The organism is Streptomyces inhibens, assembly GCF_022221585.1.
GTDB lineage: Bacteria > Actinomycetota > Actinomycetes > Streptomycetales > Streptomycetaceae > Streptomyces > Streptomyces inhibens.
Genome location: NZ_CP084681.1, coordinates 6,384,660 through 6,400,628, shown reverse-complemented (window position 1 = coordinate 6,400,628; position 15,969 = coordinate 6,384,660). Strand labels below are relative to the sequence as shown.

The following is a 15,969-nucleotide window of genomic DNA, read 5'->3' as shown; positions in this document are numbered from 1 at the left end:
GGTGGCGCGGGACCGGCTCAGGCCCCGACGGGCGCCTTGTCCTCGTCGGCCTCAGCAGCCTTGTCCGCCTCACGGGCCTCGTCCGCCGCACGGATCTCGGCCTCGGCGCCGACCAGCGACGGGTTGCGCCACGAACTGCGCACGCCCCAGTAGTAGAAGGCGAGCCCGATCGCCGCGACCAGGAGGATGTCCCAGCCCTCCGGCAGATAGCCCTTGCCGCCGAATTCCTTGCCGCCCATGTACGAGACAGCGGCCATGACCAGCAGATACGCCACCATCCAGGCCCCGGCCTTGAGGTGCGGGAGCAGCGCGGCCCACGGCTTACGGCCCTGGGTCAGCGGCTTGCCGATCTCGTACCAGGCCCAGACCGGCAGCCCGACGGCCATGATCAGGATGACCTTGCCGGTGAGCGGCCAGCGGCCCCAGTACAGGACCAGCGAGCCGAAGACCATCGCGACCGGCGCGATGACCGGCATCGCCCGCAGCTTGACCGGACGCTTGAGATCCGGCGAGATGCGGCGCAGCGACATCACGGCAACCGGCCCCGTGATGTACGAGATGACCGTGGCGACCGAGACGATCTCGGCGAGCGAGCCCCAGCCGCGGAAGACCGCGAGGAAGAGGAAGGCGATCGCGAGGTTGAGCAGCAGCGCCGGGCGCGGGACACCGGTCTTCTTGTCCACCTTGCCGAAGATGCCGGGCAGATGGCCGTTCTCCTGCACACCGTGGATCATGCGCGAGGTGGTGGCGGCGTAGATCATGCCGGTGCCGGACGGCGAGACAAAGGCGTCCGCGTACAGCAGCAGCGCCAGCCAGTTCAGGCCCCAGGCCACCGCGAGGTCGGCGAGCGGCGAGTTGAAGCCCAGACCGGCCCAGCCGCCGCCGGCGGCCAGCTTGTCACCGGGGACCGCCATCAGGAACGCGACCTGCAGCGCGACATAGATGACCAGCGCGATCACGATCGACCAGATGACGGCCTTCGGCAGCGACTTGCCGGGGTTACGGGCCTCGGCGGCGAGGTTCAGCGGGGACTGGAAGCCGTTGTAGGCCCAGACGATTCCCGAGACGGCGACGGCGGTGAAGACCGAGCTCCAGCCGTTGGGCGCGAAGCCGCCGTGCTGGGTGACATTGCCGGTGTCGAAGTGCGCCGCCATCAGGGCGCTCGCGGTCAGCACCGGCACAACGACCTTGAAGACCGTGATCGCGGTGTTGGTCTTCGCGAACAGCGAGATCGCGAACCAGTTGAGGAAGAAGTAGAAGATCAGCAGGATGCTGGCGAGTCCGACGCCGGTGCCGGTCAGCTCCTGGCCGTCATAGAGCGCATGCGCCCAGCCGTAGTCCCAGGAGCTCATGTACTGAACGGAGGCGGTGGCCTCACCGGGGATGACCGAGACGATCGCGATCCAGTTCGCCCAGGCCGCGAGGTATCCGGCGAGCGAGCCGTGCGAGTACTGGCCGTAGCGGACCATGCCGCCGGCCTTCGGGAACATCGAGCCGAGCTCGGTGTAGGTGAGCGCGATCGTCAGCGCGACGAGCGCGCCGATGATCCAGGCCACGATCGCGGCCGGTCCGGCGATGGCGGCGGCCCGCTCGGCCCCGAAGAGCCAGCCGGAACCAATGATGGACCCAAGACCCGTGGCGGTCAGGGCGATGGTCCCGAGGGACCGACGGTAATTCGAGTGCGAGTCCTGCTCCGCACTCGGGGTATTCGTCGTGCTCACGTGCTTGGTCTCCTGGTCTTCCCCCGTGCCGTGCACAAACTTCGCCATCGTAAGAGCGATTCAGAGGGTCGACTTCCCCCACCTACGCAAAACTCCCGCCCAGTTGAGGGTCTGTGAGGTATCCAACACCGAGACCAGGGCCGCATTTCCTCACAATGCCGTACAAATGCGACATCAACCTGAGAACCAAAGGCAAGCCCGGGGCGTCCAGGCGGCACACGCAGGGCGTTGGACGGACACACCAATCACTTCACAGGCAGGTGATAGGCGACCCGATAGCGGTCCGCGAGCGTGACGACATCGGCCGTCTCGACCGGCCGGCCGCCCGCGAAGTAGGTACGCGAGATGACCAGCACCCCATGCCCCGGCACCCCGCCCAGCGCCATGGCCTCCTCCGCCAGGGCGGGCCGGGCCCCGACCTCCTCGACGACGTTGTCCACCACCACATCGATGGCCGCCATCCGCTCGACCACCCCGCGCCCCGCCAGCGGCCCCTCCTCCGGCAGCATCACGGGCGTCCGGCCGGTGACCTCCAGCGGCTCCCAGGACGTCGAGAGCATCGACGGCTCACCCTCCGCCCGGAAGACATAGCGGGTCCGCATCACCTTGGCCCCCGGCGGAATGCGCAGCCGGGTCGCGACCGCCGAACTCGCCGCCTCCTGCTCGCTGCTGGACTCCCAGGTGCCCCGCACCCGTTCGTCCGTCTGCTCCTGCCGGAACGGCGTACACCCACCGGCCGAGTGGAAGCCGGCGCGGGCGATACGGCGCGGGACGGGCTGCTCGCGCACATACGTCCCCGATCCCGAGCGGCCCTCGACCAGGCCCTCGGCCATCAGGACCTTGCGCGCTTCCAGGGCGACGGTGTCCGAGACGCCGTACTCCTCGCGGATGCGCGCCTGGGAGGGGAGGCGGGTGTGCGGAGGCAGCACCCCGTCGACGATTTTCTGGCGCAGGTCGCCGGCGACTCGGAGGTACGCGGGCTGCTCACCGAAAGGCACGTGCCCCTCCCAACAGCTTGACAGTCAGCAACAGCGTCGCAACCGCGCGTTGCCGACCGCAACCTTGGGCCAGATATTCACCTGATGTGATGAAACCCAGCTCAGCCTGTACGGATCAAGACCGGGCACCGGCGCGCCCGGGCGCCCCCGCACCTCCCGCCCCGTCCGCACCCCGCGCACCGCCACCCCACGCCACCCCGCTCCGGCCCCACTTCCCGGTACGCGCTGCCCACCCGTGTCACGATCGAAACGGGACCACGGCCGCCACGCGAAGCGCCCACCACGGGAAACGGTCGCCACGGGCCCACGCTCTCCACCGGACAAGAACCCCGGCAGGAAGGGACCCCATGCCCGCCGAACCCCACCTCTCCCCCATGCCCAAGGACTGGCAGCGGGCGCTCGCCGTGGTCGCCCACCCCGACGACCTCGAGTACGGCGCGGCGGCCGCCATCGCCGAATGGACCGCCGCCGGGCGGGAGATCAGCTACCTCCTGGTCACCCGCGGCGAGGCCGGTATCGACGGACTGGCACCCGCGGAGTGCGCCACGGTCCGCGAGGCCGAGCAGCGGACCGGCGCCGCGCTCGTCGGCGTGCACACGGTCGAATTCCTCGACCACCGCGACGGCACCGTCGAGGCCGGTACGACCCTGCGCCGCGAGCTCTCGGCGGCCATCCGGCGCCACCGCCCCGAGCTGGTGATCACCCTCAATCACCACGACACCTGGGGCGGCGGGAACTGGAACAGCCCCGACCACCGAGCGGTGGGCCGCGCCGTACTGGACGCGGCGGGCGACGCCGGCAACCGCTGGATCTTCCCCGAGCTCGCCGACGCACAGGGACTGGCGCCCTGGAACGGCGTCCGCTGGGTGGCCGTGGCCGCATCCCCGTACCCCACGCACGCCGCCGAGGTCGGCCCCGGCATCGACCGCGCGGTCGCCTCACTGGCGGCCCACGGCGCCTACATCAGGGGCCTGCGCGGCGCCGAACAGGACCCGCACGCCTACGCCCGCACGTTCATCGAGCAGTCGCTCCGCTCCGGCGGCGAACGCTACCGGGGCCACCCCGCGACGCTCTTCCAGGTCTTTCCCCGCTAGGGCGTGTCCCGGGAGGGCCGCCGCAGGGCCTCGGCCACGAACCCGGCCACCAGCGCCGCGACCTCCTCCGGCCGCTCCAGCGCCATGGCATGCGTCCCGTCCACCCCCGCGACGGTCACCTGCGGCCGTGTCCGCGCCAACTCCCCCAGATCGCGCCGCAGTCCCTCCACATGCGCCGCCATCAGCTCGTCGACCCACGGCGGCACGCCCGGCACCGGCGGATTCGGACGCAACGCCCGGGCGATCAACAACGGCCGCGCCACCCGCCGGTAGAGCGCGAACAGATCAAGCGCCGCCATCGCCTCCTGCGCCTCCACCGCCTGCTTCCGCCCCGGCCGCAGAAACAGCTGCCCGTCCGCGGTCTCCCCGAGCGACCGCCGCACCCCGGCCTCCATCAGCTCCCCCGGAATCCCCAACTGCGCGGCCATGGCCGCCTGATAGCCGAGTACACCGTCCAACGCCCCCGCATCGAACGGCCGCCCGCCCGCCTCCTCCGCGAACCTCCGCGCCTCCGCCAGCCGTTCCCGCACATACGACGCGTCCAGCCCCACGTACTGCTCCGGACGCCCCATCCCGTGCCCGTCCAGATTCACCGCCGCCGGCGCACCCCCGTCCCGCTCCAGACACAGCGCGGCGACCATCCCGCCCATCGAATGCCCCACCACCACGGCCTCCGGCGCCCCGCAGGCCGCCAATACCGCCGTCACATCCCCGACCGCCACCTCGAACGTCCACGGCACCGCACCGTCCCCCGACCGCCCGTGCCCCCGCAGATCCATCGCCCACACCCGATGCCCCACGGCCAGCAACGGCGCGACCCGCTCCCAGTCCGCCAACGTCCGCCCCGCACCGTGCAACAACAGGACCGGCACCCCGCCCCCGCCGTGGTCCCGCACGGCCAGCTCCACACCGTCGTCCGCCACACACACCATGTCCTTGCCTGCGCTCAGAGTCATACCTGCACGCTAGGCCCGGAAAAATCCTCCAAGATCATCTCTACAGGTGATGCCACAGCCGCGCATTTCACGGCATAATGAATCAACCCCGTTTTCCCCGGCCCCTGTTGGGCAGCGCGCCGAGGCGCGCCTCGGACCACGGGCGGGGCGCGAACGAAGACGGCACACAAGAGATGGCCCACCGCTGACGATCTCGCGGCCCGAACCTCTCCGTTCGCCGTCATGGCCCAAAGGTCGCATCGGGCGCTGCCGCCACCCGGGCCGGTTCTGTGGGCCGTCGGTGGCAAAGCGGCCCACGCCTGCTCGCGCCTGCCGTCAGGCTCCCCCACCGGGCTGAACAATCGCCCTGGTCAAGACGTACGGACGCGTCTCAGCGGACTGAGGGGAACGACCGATGGACAGAGCGGGACATCCGGATCGCAGAGCTCTGCTCGCCGGCGGACTTGCGGTCGCCACGGCCGCGCTTGCGGGGTGCTCATCGACGAGCGCCGCCCCGTTGGCAACCAGCGCTTCACCGGAAGCGCGGCCGACCACGCCCGCCGCGGCATTCGCAAGACTGATGGACGGCAACAAGCGCTGGGTGAGCGGAGACCTTCAACATCCCGACCGGGATCCGAACCGGCGCGAGTTCGTAGCCCAGGGGCAGGAACCTTTCGGGTCGATCCTCTCGTGCATCGACTCCCGGGTCCCGCCGGAACTCCTCTTCGATACCGGGCTGGGCGACCTGTACGTGATGCGCACGGGCGGGGAAGCGGTCGGCCCGGTGGTCACGGGTTCCGTGGAGTACGGGCCCATGACGAGTGGCACTCCGCTCGTCGTGGTCCTCGGGCATCAGCGTTGCGGCGCCGTCGAGGCGTCGTACAAGTCCCTCCGTGACGGCAAACCTCTGCCCGGGAAGCTCGAAGCGATCGCCAGGGCTCTGCAGCCGGCGTACGAGCTGGCAGTCCGGCAAGGTGGTGCCGACCCGGTCGAGACCATGGCTCGCGCCCAGGTCAAGCTGACCGCGGCCGCCCTGCGCTCCAACCAGGACCTGGCCCCACTCGTGCGAAAGGGCGACCTTGCCGTGGTCGGCGCCTACTACTCGCTCGACACCGGCAAGGTGGAAGTCCTGGCCGGCGCGCCTTCCTGAGCTGAGCGGTCGGATACGAAAAGGGCCGGACTCAACAGAGCCCGGCCCTTTCCGACCCACGCACGTGACGGACAACCTCACGTGCGGGACCGAACGGCTCAGACGTTGAAGCGGAACTCCACCACGTCCCCGTCCTGCATCACATAGTCCTTGCCCTCCATGCGGGCCTTGCCGGCCGCGCGGGCGTCGGGCACCGAGCCGGTTTCGACGAGGTCGGCGAAGGAGATGACCTCGGCCTTGATGAAGCCCTTTTGGAAGTCGGTGTGGATGACGCCGGCGGCCTCGGGGGCGGTGGCGCCCTTCTTGATGGTCCAGGCGCGGGTTTCCTTGGGGCCGGCCGTCAGGTAGGTCTGCAGGCCGAGGGTGTCGAAGCCGACGTGGGCGAGGGTGGCGAGGCCGGGCTCGTCCTGGCCGACGGACTGGAGGAGTTCCAGGGCCTCGTCCTCGTCGAGCTCGGCGAGGTCCGCCTCCAGCTTGGCGTTGAGGAAGATCGCCTCGGCGGGGGCGACCAGGGCGCGCTGCTCGTCCTTGAAGTCCTCGTCGGTCAGCTCGTCCTCGTCGACGTTGAAGACGTAGAGGAAGGGCTTGGTGGTGAGGAGGTGCAGATCGTGCAGGAGCTCCTCGCGCCCGGAGCCCTGGACGATGCCCGCGGAGAAGAGGGTGTCGCCCTTCTCCAGGATCTCCTTGGCCTCCTCGACCGCCTTGACCTTCGGGGCCACGTCCTTCTTGATCCTGGACTCCTTGACCAGGCGCGGCAGCACCTTCTCGATGGTCTGGAGGTCGGCCAGGATCAGCTCGGTGTTGATGGTCTCGATGTCGTCCTTGGGCGAGACCTTGCCGTCGACGTGGACGACGTTCTCGTCCTTGAAGGCGCGGATGACCTGGCAGATCGCGTCGGACTCGCGGATGTTCGCGAGGAACTTGTTGCCCAGGCCCTCACCCTCGGAGGCGCCGCGGACGATGCCCGCGATGTCGACGAAGTCGACGGTTGCCGGGAGGATCTTCTGGGAGCCGAAGATCTCGGCGAGCTTGGCGAGGCGGGGGTCCGGGACGCCGACGACGCCGACGTTCGGCTCGATGGTGGCGAACGGGTAGTTGGCCGCCAGTACGTCGTTCTTGGTCAGGGCATTGAACATGGTCGACTTGCCGACATTCGGCAGACCGACGATTCCGATCGTGAGCGACACGGTGGCGACTCGACTTCCGACGCGAGAGGTGGTGGGGTGGGCAGCCGCTCCGGGACCGGATGCCGGAACCCGGGAGGGGCGATCCACCAGTCTACGGGGCGGGCCGGTGCGAACGGTCGCTACCAGGGACGGCCGCCACCGGCCCGCCCCGGCTCCGTATCGAACGCAGCCCCAAGCTCGGCCAAACCGCGTGTCCCGCAACCGGTTAATCCCACTTAGCGGCCTACCGTTGGCGAGTGGAGCAACACGAAGCGCGCACCCCCCAACACAGCCCGCCGCGGTCCGGTCTCCCGGCCGCGGGCCAGGACGCCCGGCTCCCGCGCCCCGCGGAGGCCGTGGCTTCCGATCCCGACGACGACTTCCTCACCGCGATGCGGGCCTCCGGGTTCGCATCCGTGCCGGCGTCCGCATCCGCGGCCGTACCCGCCTCGGCGCGCGGTCCGGCGCAGGCCGCGGCCGCCCGTGCGCCCGCCAGGGCAGCCGTGGCGGCCTTCCCCGGACGTGCCCCGGCGCCACCGGGCGGCGCCGGATCGCCTGCCGTCTACCGGGCGCGCCCCCAGCGGCCGGTGCCCGCCCCGCCGCCCGCCCCGGTGCGCCGGATGCCGGCGGCCAAGCTCACCGGCCTCGGCTGCTGGCTGCTGGCGACCGTGGCGCTGCTGGCGTTCGCGTTCCTGGACCGGCTGCTCCTGGCCGGCGCGCAGCCCGCGTACGGCTTCTTCTTCCTGCTGGTCAGCGTGGGCGCGGCGATGTGGGTCAGGCCGTACGACCTGATCTGTGCGCCGGTCACCCTGCCGATCGCGTTCACGATCGGCGCGCTGCCGATCCACCACGGTGCGGACGGGTTCGGCGGGCTGCTGATGGGCGTCTTCACGGTCCTCGCGCTGAACGCCGGCTGGCTCTACGCCGGCACGCTGATCTGCGCGCTGCTCGCGATCGTCCGCCGCGCGCTGATCATCGCGCGGCGTCGGGCCAGCCGAGCGGCGAGTCGACCGCAGGGCGGGCAGTACGGGCCGCAGGACCGGTCGGCCGGGCGGCCGGCGGACCGGGCGCGGCCGGGTACCCGTCCGCGGCAGGTGGCTCGCCAGCCCGAGCGGCGGACGCAGCCATCGCGGCCCCGACAATCCCCGCGTTGTTCTGAAGCTGAGCCGGCACGATCTCGGCCCTGATGCCCTCGATCAGCGGCAGGAACTTCTCCGCCTTGCGGGACACCCCGCCGCCGATCACGAACAGCTCGGGCGAGAAGAGCATCTCCACATGGGCGAGGTACTTCTTGACCCGGTGCGCCCACTGCTGCCAGCTCAGGTCGTGGTCCTCCTTGACCTTGGAGGAGGCCCGCTTCTCGGCGTCGTGGCCGTGCAGTTCCAGGTGGCCGAGCTCGGTGTTGGGGACGAGGCGGCCGCCGGTGAAGACGGCGCTGCCGATGCCGGTGCCGAAGGTGAGGACGATGACCGTGCCGGACCGGCCGCGGCCCGCGCCGTAGCGCAGCTCGGCCAGGCCGGCCGCGTCCGCGTCATTGAGGACGGTGACCGGGCAGCCGCCGGTCTCGCCGCCCAGCCGGTCGGTGAGCAGGGCCGCGGCGTCGGTGTTGATCCAGCCTTTGTCGACATTGGCGGCGGTACGGGTGATACCGCCGGTGACCACGCCGGGGAAGGTCGCGCCGACCGGCCCCGACCACCCGAAGTGCTCCACGACCTGCCGGACGCCGTCCGCCACCGCATCCGGAGTGGCCGGGTGCGGGGTCAGTACCTTGTAGCGCTCCTCCGCGAGATCGCCGCGCTCCAGATCCACCGGGGCACCCTTGATGCCCGTTCCGCCGATGTCCACGCCGAAGACCCTCATGGGAAAAGGCTAGGCGTCGACGGGGCCCCTCGCCCCCGGGATCGACCGACCCGCCCCGGGGAGCGGCCGGCTCGCCCCGGGAGGGACCGGCTCGCCCCCGGAGGAGCGGCGCCCGGCCGTACGACGACCGGGGGCGGCAAAGCTGCGGCGGGCCTCAGCCCTCGGTGGCCGCCTTGGCCTCGGCGCGCAGGTCGCGGCGGAGCTCCTTGGGCAGGGAGAAGGCGATGGACTCCTCGGCGGCCGTGATGGTCTCGACGTCCTCGTAGCCGCGCGCGGCGAGCCAGTCCAGGACGCCGTGGACGAGGATCTCGGGGACGGAGGCGCCGGAGGTGACGCCGACCGTGCTCACGCCCTCCAGCCAGGCCTCGTCGATCTCCTCGGCGTAGTCGACCAGGTGGGCGTCGCGGGCGCCGGCGCCCAGCGCCACCTCGACGAGGCGGACGGAGTTCGAGGAGTTCTTGGAGCCGACGACGATGACGAGGTCGGCCTCGGCGCCCATCTGCTTGACCGCGGTCTGGCGGTTCTGTGTGGCGTAGCAGATGTCGTCGCTGGGCGGGGAGAGCAGGTTGGGGAAGCGGCCCTTGAGGGCGTCCACGGTCTCCATGGTCTCGTCGACCGAGAGCGTGGTCTGGGAGAGCCAGACCACCTTGTCCGGGTCGCGGACCTCCACGTTGGCGACGTCCGCGGGCCCGTCGACGAGCGTGATGTGCTCGGGGGCCTCACCGCTGGTGCCGATGACCTCTTCGTGGCCCTCGTGGCCGATCAGCAGGATGTCGTAGTCGTCGCCGGCGAACCGGACGGCTTCCTTGTGGACCTTGGTGACCAGCGGGCAGGTGGCGTCGATGGTGGCGAGCTTGCCGCGCTTGGCCTCTTCGTGGACGACCGGGGCGACGCCGTGCGCCGAGAAGATGACGATGTTGCCCTCGGGCACCTCTTCCGTCTCCTCGACGAAGATCGCGCCCTTCTTCTCAAGGGTTTTCACGACGTACTTGTTGTGCACGATCTCGTGGCGTACGTAGACGGGAGCGCCGTACTGCTCAAGGGCCTTCTCGACGGCGATCACGGCGCGGTCCACGCCCGCGCAGTAGCCACGGGGGGCGGCGAGCAGGACCTTGCGGGCGGGAGTTGCAGTCATGCGTCCCATCGTAAGGCCGTGCCCCCTCGCCGGAAGATCGCGGGCTGTGGCCCAGACTGGGGCTTCCTATTTCGAGGAGGCAGGGATGGGTTCGCTGCGGCGGACGCTGACGTTCCGGGACCTGATCGTCTACGGGCTGCTGTTCATCGCCCCGATGGCTCCGGTCGGAATTTTCGGCACGCTGCAGGCCACGTCGCACGGCGCGATCACCGTCGTCTACCTCGTCGCGACCGTCGCGATGGCGTTCACGGCGTATGCGTACGCCCAGATGGTGCGGGTCGCCCCGCAGGCCGGGTCGGTCTACACCTACGCCCGGGTGGGGCTCGGCGAGGGCGCGGGGTTCGTCGCCGGGTGGATGGCGATGCTGGACTATCTGCTGATCCCCGCGGTGGCGTATCTGTTCTCCGGGATCGCGCTGCATGCGCTGGTGCCGTCGGTGCACCAGTGGGTGTGGACGGCGCTCGCGGTGGTCGTGACAACGGTGCTGAATCTGTGGGGCGTACGGATCGCGGCGCTGGTGGGGTTCGCGGTGCTGGCGATGGAGATCGTGGTGCTGGTGGTCTTCGTGGTCGCGGCCGTATGGGCGCTGGTCGCGCACGGTGCGCAGCGTGGCTGGGCGACGCCGTTCACCGGCGAGGGCGCCTTCTCGACGAGCGCGGTGCTGGCGGCGGTGTCGGTCGCGGTGCTGTCGTTCCTGGGCTTCGATGCGATCGCGTCGTTCGCGGAGGAGTCCGCGGGCGGGGCGCAGCGGGTGGCGCGGGCGGTGCTCACCTGTCTGGTGGTGGCGGGGGTGCTGTTCGCCGTACAGACGTATCTGGCGGCGCTGCTCGCCCCGATGTCGGCGGCCGAGCTGGCGGCGGAACCGGGCGGGCAGGGGGAGGCCTTCTACACGACGGCCGACGCGGCCGTGGGTGAGTGGCTGCAGAAGCTGGTGGCGGGCAGCAAGGCGATCGGCGCGGCGTTCGCGGCGCTGGCGGGGCAGGCGGCGGCCGGCCGGCTGCTGTTCGCGATGGCCCGGGACCGGCGGCTGCCGGGGGCGATGTCGAAGGTGGACGCTCGCCGCGGGGTGCCGCACCGGGCGCTGCTGGGGGCGGCCGTGGTGACGCTGGTGGCGGCGGTGTGGGCGGCGCGCAGGGACGACGGGCTCGATCAGCTGTCGTCGATCGTGAATGTGGGCGCGTTGACCGCGTTCGGGCTGCTGCATGCGTCGGTGATCGGCTGGTTCCGGGTCCGTGGGCAAGCGGAGGTGCCGAGCGTGCTGCGGCATGTGGTGGTGCCGTTGCTGGGGCTCGCGGTGGTGATCGCGGTGGTCGTCGAGGCGTCCGCCACCGCGCAGATCGTGGGCGGGGTCTGGCTGGTGGTGGGGCTTGTGGTGCTGGCGGTGCGGTACGGGCGCCGGGGGCGGCGGACCGGGCGCGGGGCCGAGGGCCGGGGCTGAGCTCGAAGGGCTGAGCACGGACGGCCGCGGGGCTGTAGGGGGCGGCCCGCCCGGCGCCCCACGCCCGGCCACATACCGCGTGACCGCCGCCACTGTCAGTGCCCGCCGTTACTCTCGCTCGTATGGCTGTCTCTACGTCCCCGGAAACGCCGATCCCGGTCGGCGAGGTGTCCCGGCTCATCGGCGGGTGGATCGACCGGCTCGGCGCGGTGTGGGTCGAGGGGCAGATCACCCAGCTCTCCCGGCGGCCCGGCGCGGGCGTGGTCTTTCTGACGCTGCGGGACCCGTCGTACGACATCTCGGTGAGCGTGACGTGCTACCGCCAGGTCTTCGACAAGGTCGCCGACGTGGTCAGCGAGGGCGCCCGGGTGGTGGTGCACGCCAAACCGGAGTGGTACGCCCCGCGCGGCCAGCTGTCGCTGCGGGCCGCCGAGATCAAACCGGTCGGGGTCGGTGAACTCCTCGCCCGGCTGGAGCAGTTGAAGAAGTCGCTGGCGACGGAGGGGCTGTTCGCGGCGGACCGCAAGAAGCCGCTGCCGTTCCTGCCGCAGCTGATCGGCCTGGTCTGCGGCCGGGCGAGCGCCGCCGAGCGGGACGTCCTGGAGAACGCCCGGCATCGCTGGCCGGCCGTCCGCTTCGAGGTGCGCAATGTGCCGGTGCAGGGCGTGCATGCGGTGCCGCAGGTGATCGCGGCGGTCCAGGAGCTGGACGCGCTGCCCGAGGTGGACGTGATCATCGTGGCGCGCGGTGGCGGCAGCGTGGAGGATCTGCTGCCGTTCTCCGACGAGCAGCTCGTACGGGCGGTGGGCGCGGCGGCGACACCGGTCGTCTCGGCGATCGGACATGAGCCGGACACCCCCCTGCTGGATCTGGTCGCCGATCTGCGCGCCTCGACGCCGACGGACGCGGCGAAGAAGGTGGTGCCGGACGTGGGCGAGGAACTGGCCCGGGTCCAGCAGCTGCGGGACCGGGCGCTGCGCGCGATCGACGGCTTCCTGCAGCGCGAGGAGCGAGGGCTCGCCGCGGCGCTGCAGCGGCCGTGCATACAGCGGCCGCACCGGATGGTGGAGGACCGCGAGGAGCAGGTCACGGCGCTGCTGGAGCGCGGTCGGCGGACGCTGGGACATCTGCTGGACCGCGCCGACTCGGAGCTGACGCACACCCTGGCCCGGGTGGTCGCGCTCTCCCCCAAGGCGACGCTGGAGCGCGGCTATGCGGTGCTGCAGAAGCCGGACGGCACGGCGGTGCGCTCGCCGCGCGAGGTCGGCGCGGACGAGGCGTTGCGGGCCCGGGTGGCCGAGGGCGATTTCACGGTGCGGGTGGACGGCGCCCCGGGCGCGGTCGCACCCCCCGCATAGGACGAAGACGGACTCTTAGGGTGGGAAACATGGCAAAGGCGAAGACGGACGGCGCGGCGGACGCGGAGCAGCAGGGCGCGGCGGCCGGTGCGGAACCCCGGGCGGACGCGGTGGCGTCGGTGGACTCCACGCTCGGCTACGAGCAGGCGCGGGACGAGCTGATCGAGGTCGTCCGCAGCCTGGAGGCGGGCGGCACGACGCTGGAGGAGTCGCTGGCGCTGTGGGAGCGCGGCGAGGCGCTGGCGAAGGTCTGCCGTCGCTGGCTGGACGGCGCGCGGGCCCGGCTGGACGCGGCGCTGGCGGAGTCGTCGGGCGGGGCAGACGCGGGGGCGGAGCGCGCGTAACGGGAATGGAGTGGAGCGGGCCCGGCAGCGGGCGCGGCACTCCGCCGTACACACCCCTTCCGGATCGCGGAAGGCGACTGTCACGTCATGTGAACCGGCTCACAACCACCCCCATTTAGTTGAAACTTAATCTATCTGGATTACAGTGGTTTCCCGTAGAACCTCAGCCCACGCCGACCCACCGAGGTGCCTTTATGTCTCTCGCCCTTGACACCGCCGCTCAAGACCTCCTGTTCCGTGAGGCCCAGACCGCCAACACGTTCACGGACGAGCCGGTGACGGACGAGCAGATCCAGGCCATCTACGACCTGGTGAAGTTCGGCCCGACCGCCTTCAACCAGTCGCCGCTGCGGATAACCCTGGTCCGTTCCGAGGAGGCCCGTCAGCGTCTGGTCAACCACGCCATGGGCGCCAACGGCCCGAAGACCCTGAGCGCGCCGCTGACCGCGATCCTCTCCGTGGACCTGGACTTCCACGAGAAGCTGCCGCAGCTCTTCCCGCACGCCCCGGGCATCAAGGACTCGTTCTTCTCCGAGGCAGCCGTCCGCGAGGTCGCCGGCACCCAGAACGCCACCCTGCAGGCCGGTTACTTCATCGTCGGTGTCCGGGCCGCCGGCCTGGCCGCCGGCCCGATGACCGGCTTCGACTTCGCCGGTGTCGACAAGGAGTTCTTCGGCGACGGCAAGCAGAAGTCGTTCCTGGTCGTCAACATCGGCAAGCCGGGCGACGACGCCTTCTTCCCGCGCTCGCCGCGACTGGACTTCGACGAGGCCGTCGCCAGCATCTGAGCGGGCACGCCGTAGGGAGTCCGTACGACGACCCCATACGACAACGAGGCCGCCGCACCCTCCTGGGTGCGGCGGCCTCCGTGGTCTCCGTGGGCCCTGGGCCCTCAGCCCTTCTTCGCCACCAACGCGGCGGCCAGGTCCGCAAGCCGTCCGTACGGCGCGGTGCCGGTGATGACCGTGGTCACGCCGGACTCCTGGCGCACCAGCGCCTTGTACCTGTCGCCCTTGTAGCGGTCCCACTTCTTGCTGGCGACGGCCTGCTTGCCCTTGACCTTGGACGCGCCGAGCGTGACCTCCCGGATGAACTTCTTCGCCGGCGCGTCGCTCTGCTCGATGGCCGCGTACTCCTGCTCCGGGTCGAGCATGCCCAGATGCCAGGCGCCGCCCTTGCCGTCGTCGCTCGCCTTGTACGAGACCGAGGTGGCACGCCAGGTCTTGGGCAGCCCCTGGGGCGCGGCGACCGGGTACGGCGCCGCCCGCCGGGCGGTGATGAGCTCGACGCGGTAATCGACCGCCTTGACCGCGTTCTTCTCCGCGTCCGCGCCGTCATCGTGCGGGATGAAGAAATAGATCGCGCCTACAAGGACGCCGATCACTGCCAGCGACAGGACCATGTCCCGCACCGTTTGCCTGCCTCGCATACCTGCCACGCCCCTATGGTCCCCCATGCCCGCGGCGCCCCCCGACAGGCCCCCCGGTGACGGCTGTCACCTGCGCCGACCGCGTGGCCTCCGACGCCCCGGCGGCCGCTCATGCGTGGGGCCCTCTGCTCATTTTGGCGGCCTGGAGATACAGTCGTACCACCCTCATCCTTCGCGGCCGTCGCCGTACAGAAAGGTGCGCTCGATGACCGAGCATCATCTCCCGTCCCAACTCGAGGTCAGCCCCGAGGCCCCGGACCGCAACCTCGCCCTGGAACTCGTCCGGGTCACCGAGGCCGGTGCCATGGCGTCGGGCCGCTGGGTGGGCCGAGGTGACAAGAACGGCGCGGACGGCGCGGCGGTCAAGGCCATGCGCGCGCTGATCCACACCGTCTCGATGAACGGCGTCGTGGTCATCGGGGAGGGCGAGAAGGACAACGCCCCGATGCTCTACAACGGCGAGCGCGTGGGCGACGGCACCGGCCCGGAGTGCGACGTGGCCGTGGACCCGGTGGACGGTACGACGCTGACCGCCAAGGGCATGGCGAACGCCGTCTCCGTGATGGCGGTCGCCGAGCGCGGCTCGATGTTCGACCCGTCCGCGGTCTTCTACATGGACAAGCTCGCCACGGGCCCGGAGGCCGCCGACTTCGTCGACATCACGGCACCGGTGGCCGTGAACATCAAGCGGATCGCCAAGGCGAAGAAGTCCGCGGTCGAGGACGTCACCGTGGTCATCCTGGACCGGCCCCGCCACGACGGCCTGGTCAAGGAGGTCCGGGAGGCCGGCGCCCGGATCAAGTTCATCTCCGACGGCGATGTCGCGGGCGCGATCATGGCGGCCCGCGAGGGCACCGGCGTGGACCTGCTGCTGGGCATCGGCGGTACGCCCGAGGGCATCATCGCGGCCTGTGCGCTGAAGTGCCTGGGCGGCGCCTTCCAGGGCAAGCTGTGGCCCAAGGACGACGAGGAGCGGCAGCGCGCGCTGGACGCCGGGCACGACCTGGACAAGGTCCTGGAGATCGACGACCTGGTCCGCGGCGACAACGTCTTCTTCGTCGCCACCGGCATCACCGACGGCGAGCTGCTGCGCGGTGTGCGCTACCGCGCCGAGAACGCCTACACCCAGTCCCTGGTGATGCGTTCCAAGTCCGGCACCATCCGCCAGATCGACTCCCAGCACCGGCTGTCCAAGCTGCGTGCGTACAGCTCGGTGGACTTCGAGCGCCCCAGCTGAGCGGCGCCCTGACACACACTTCGCCCCCGTCGGAGATTCTCCGGCGGGGGCGAAGTGGCCCATGCGCCCTGCGGCCCGGCATGCCGGCCGAAGCCGCTGGTGCG

The 15,969-nt window shown here is 70.9% G+C and carries 14 protein-coding genes and 1 pseudogene; 8 read left to right on the top strand and 7 right to left on the bottom strand.

What is annotated here, in order from left to right:
- Positions 1-17 precede the first annotated feature (17 nt).
- On the bottom strand, positions 18-1,721 hold the full coding sequence (locus tag KI385_RS29110; protein ID WP_238575105.1) for an APC family permease: 1,704 nt from the start codon (positions 1,719-1,721) through the stop codon (positions 18-20).
- Between the two features lie 245 nt (positions 1,722-1,966).
- Positions 1,967-2,719 carry a GntR family transcriptional regulator gene (locus KI385_RS29105; protein ID WP_238575104.1) on the bottom strand — a complete coding sequence of 251 codons (753 nt, stop codon included), beginning with the start codon at positions 2,717-2,719 and terminating at the stop codon, positions 1,967-1,969.
- 347 nt (positions 2,720-3,066) lie between these two features.
- Between KI385_RS29105 and KI385_RS29100 the strand changes: the two genes are divergently transcribed.
- Positions 3,067-3,813, top strand: a complete 747-nt coding sequence (locus tag KI385_RS29100) for a PIG-L deacetylase family protein (RefSeq protein WP_238575103.1) — start codon at positions 3,067-3,069, stop codon at positions 3,811-3,813.
- On the opposite strand, the gene KI385_RS29095 is transcribed toward KI385_RS29100, so the two are convergent.
- Entirely contained in the window at positions 3,810-4,769 is a 960-nt protein-coding gene (locus KI385_RS29095; protein WP_238575102.1) for an alpha/beta fold hydrolase, read from the bottom strand. The two genes, KI385_RS29100 and KI385_RS29095, sit on opposite strands and share 4 nt — an antisense overlap.
- A gap of 559 nt (positions 4,770-5,328) precedes the next feature.
- Between KI385_RS29095 and KI385_RS29090 the strand changes: the two genes are divergently transcribed.
- Entirely contained in the window at positions 5,329-5,898 is a 570-nt protein-coding gene (locus tag KI385_RS29090; RefSeq protein ID WP_238575101.1) for a carbonic anhydrase, read from the top strand.
- A 98-nt stretch (positions 5,899-5,996) separates the two neighbouring features.
- On the opposite strand, the gene ychF is transcribed toward KI385_RS29090, so the two are convergent.
- Complete coding sequence (ychF, locus tag KI385_RS29085; protein WP_238575100.1) at positions 5,997-7,085, bottom strand: redox-regulated ATPase YchF; 1,089 nt, start codon at positions 7,083-7,085, stop codon at positions 5,997-5,999.
- A gap of 371 nt (positions 7,086-7,456) precedes the next feature.
- Here ychF and KI385_RS44250 point away from each other — a divergent pair.
- Positions 7,457-7,975 (top strand): annotated as a pseudogene (locus KI385_RS44250) (DUF6542 domain-containing protein); the annotation flags it as partial.
- Positions 7,976-8,036: 61 nt separating this feature from the next.
- Here KI385_RS44250 and ppgK read toward each other — a convergent pair.
- A complete protein-coding gene (gene ppgK, locus KI385_RS29075) occupies positions 8,037-8,924 on the bottom strand; it encodes a polyphosphate--glucose phosphotransferase (protein ID WP_238575098.1) in 888 nt (295 codons plus the stop codon).
- A gap of 154 nt (positions 8,925-9,078) precedes the next feature.
- On the bottom strand, positions 9,079-10,068 hold the full coding sequence (locus KI385_RS29070) for a 4-hydroxy-3-methylbut-2-enyl diphosphate reductase (protein ID WP_238575097.1): 990 nt from the start codon (positions 10,066-10,068) through the stop codon (positions 9,079-9,081).
- Between the two features lie 76 nt (positions 10,069-10,144).
- Between KI385_RS29070 and KI385_RS29065 the strand changes: the two genes are divergently transcribed.
- From KI385_RS29065 to KI385_RS29050, 4 genes are all read left to right on the top strand, one after another.
- On the top strand, positions 10,145-11,497 hold the full coding sequence (locus KI385_RS29065; protein WP_238575096.1) for an APC family permease: 1,353 nt from the start codon (positions 10,145-10,147) through the stop codon (positions 11,495-11,497).
- Between the two features lie 122 nt (positions 11,498-11,619).
- A complete protein-coding gene (xseA, locus tag KI385_RS29060) occupies positions 11,620-12,855 on the top strand; it encodes an exodeoxyribonuclease VII large subunit (protein WP_238575095.1) in 1,236 nt (411 codons plus the stop codon).
- Between the two features lie 29 nt (positions 12,856-12,884).
- Positions 12,885-13,199, top strand: a complete 315-nt coding sequence (locus KI385_RS29055) for an exodeoxyribonuclease VII small subunit (RefSeq protein ID WP_128508786.1) — start codon at positions 12,885-12,887, stop codon at positions 13,197-13,199.
- A 194-nt stretch (positions 13,200-13,393) separates the two neighbouring features.
- The gene (locus tag KI385_RS29050) at positions 13,394-13,987 is read left to right on the top strand and encodes a malonic semialdehyde reductase (protein WP_238575094.1); all 594 of its coding nucleotides are present in this window, start codon (positions 13,394-13,396) and stop codon (positions 13,985-13,987) included.
- 104 nt (positions 13,988-14,091) lie between these two features.
- Here the strand turns inward: KI385_RS29050 and KI385_RS29045 are convergent, their stop codons facing one another.
- A complete protein-coding gene (locus KI385_RS29045) occupies positions 14,092-14,628 on the bottom strand; it encodes a DUF4245 domain-containing protein (RefSeq protein WP_281066989.1) in 537 nt (178 codons plus the stop codon).
- Between the two features lie 205 nt (positions 14,629-14,833).
- On the opposite strand from KI385_RS29045, the gene glpX reads away from it, so the two are divergent.
- Entirely contained in the window at positions 14,834-15,865 is a 1,032-nt protein-coding gene (gene glpX / locus KI385_RS29040; RefSeq protein ID WP_128508789.1) for a class II fructose-bisphosphatase, read from the top strand.
- Positions 15,866-15,969: the final 104 nt, after the last annotated feature.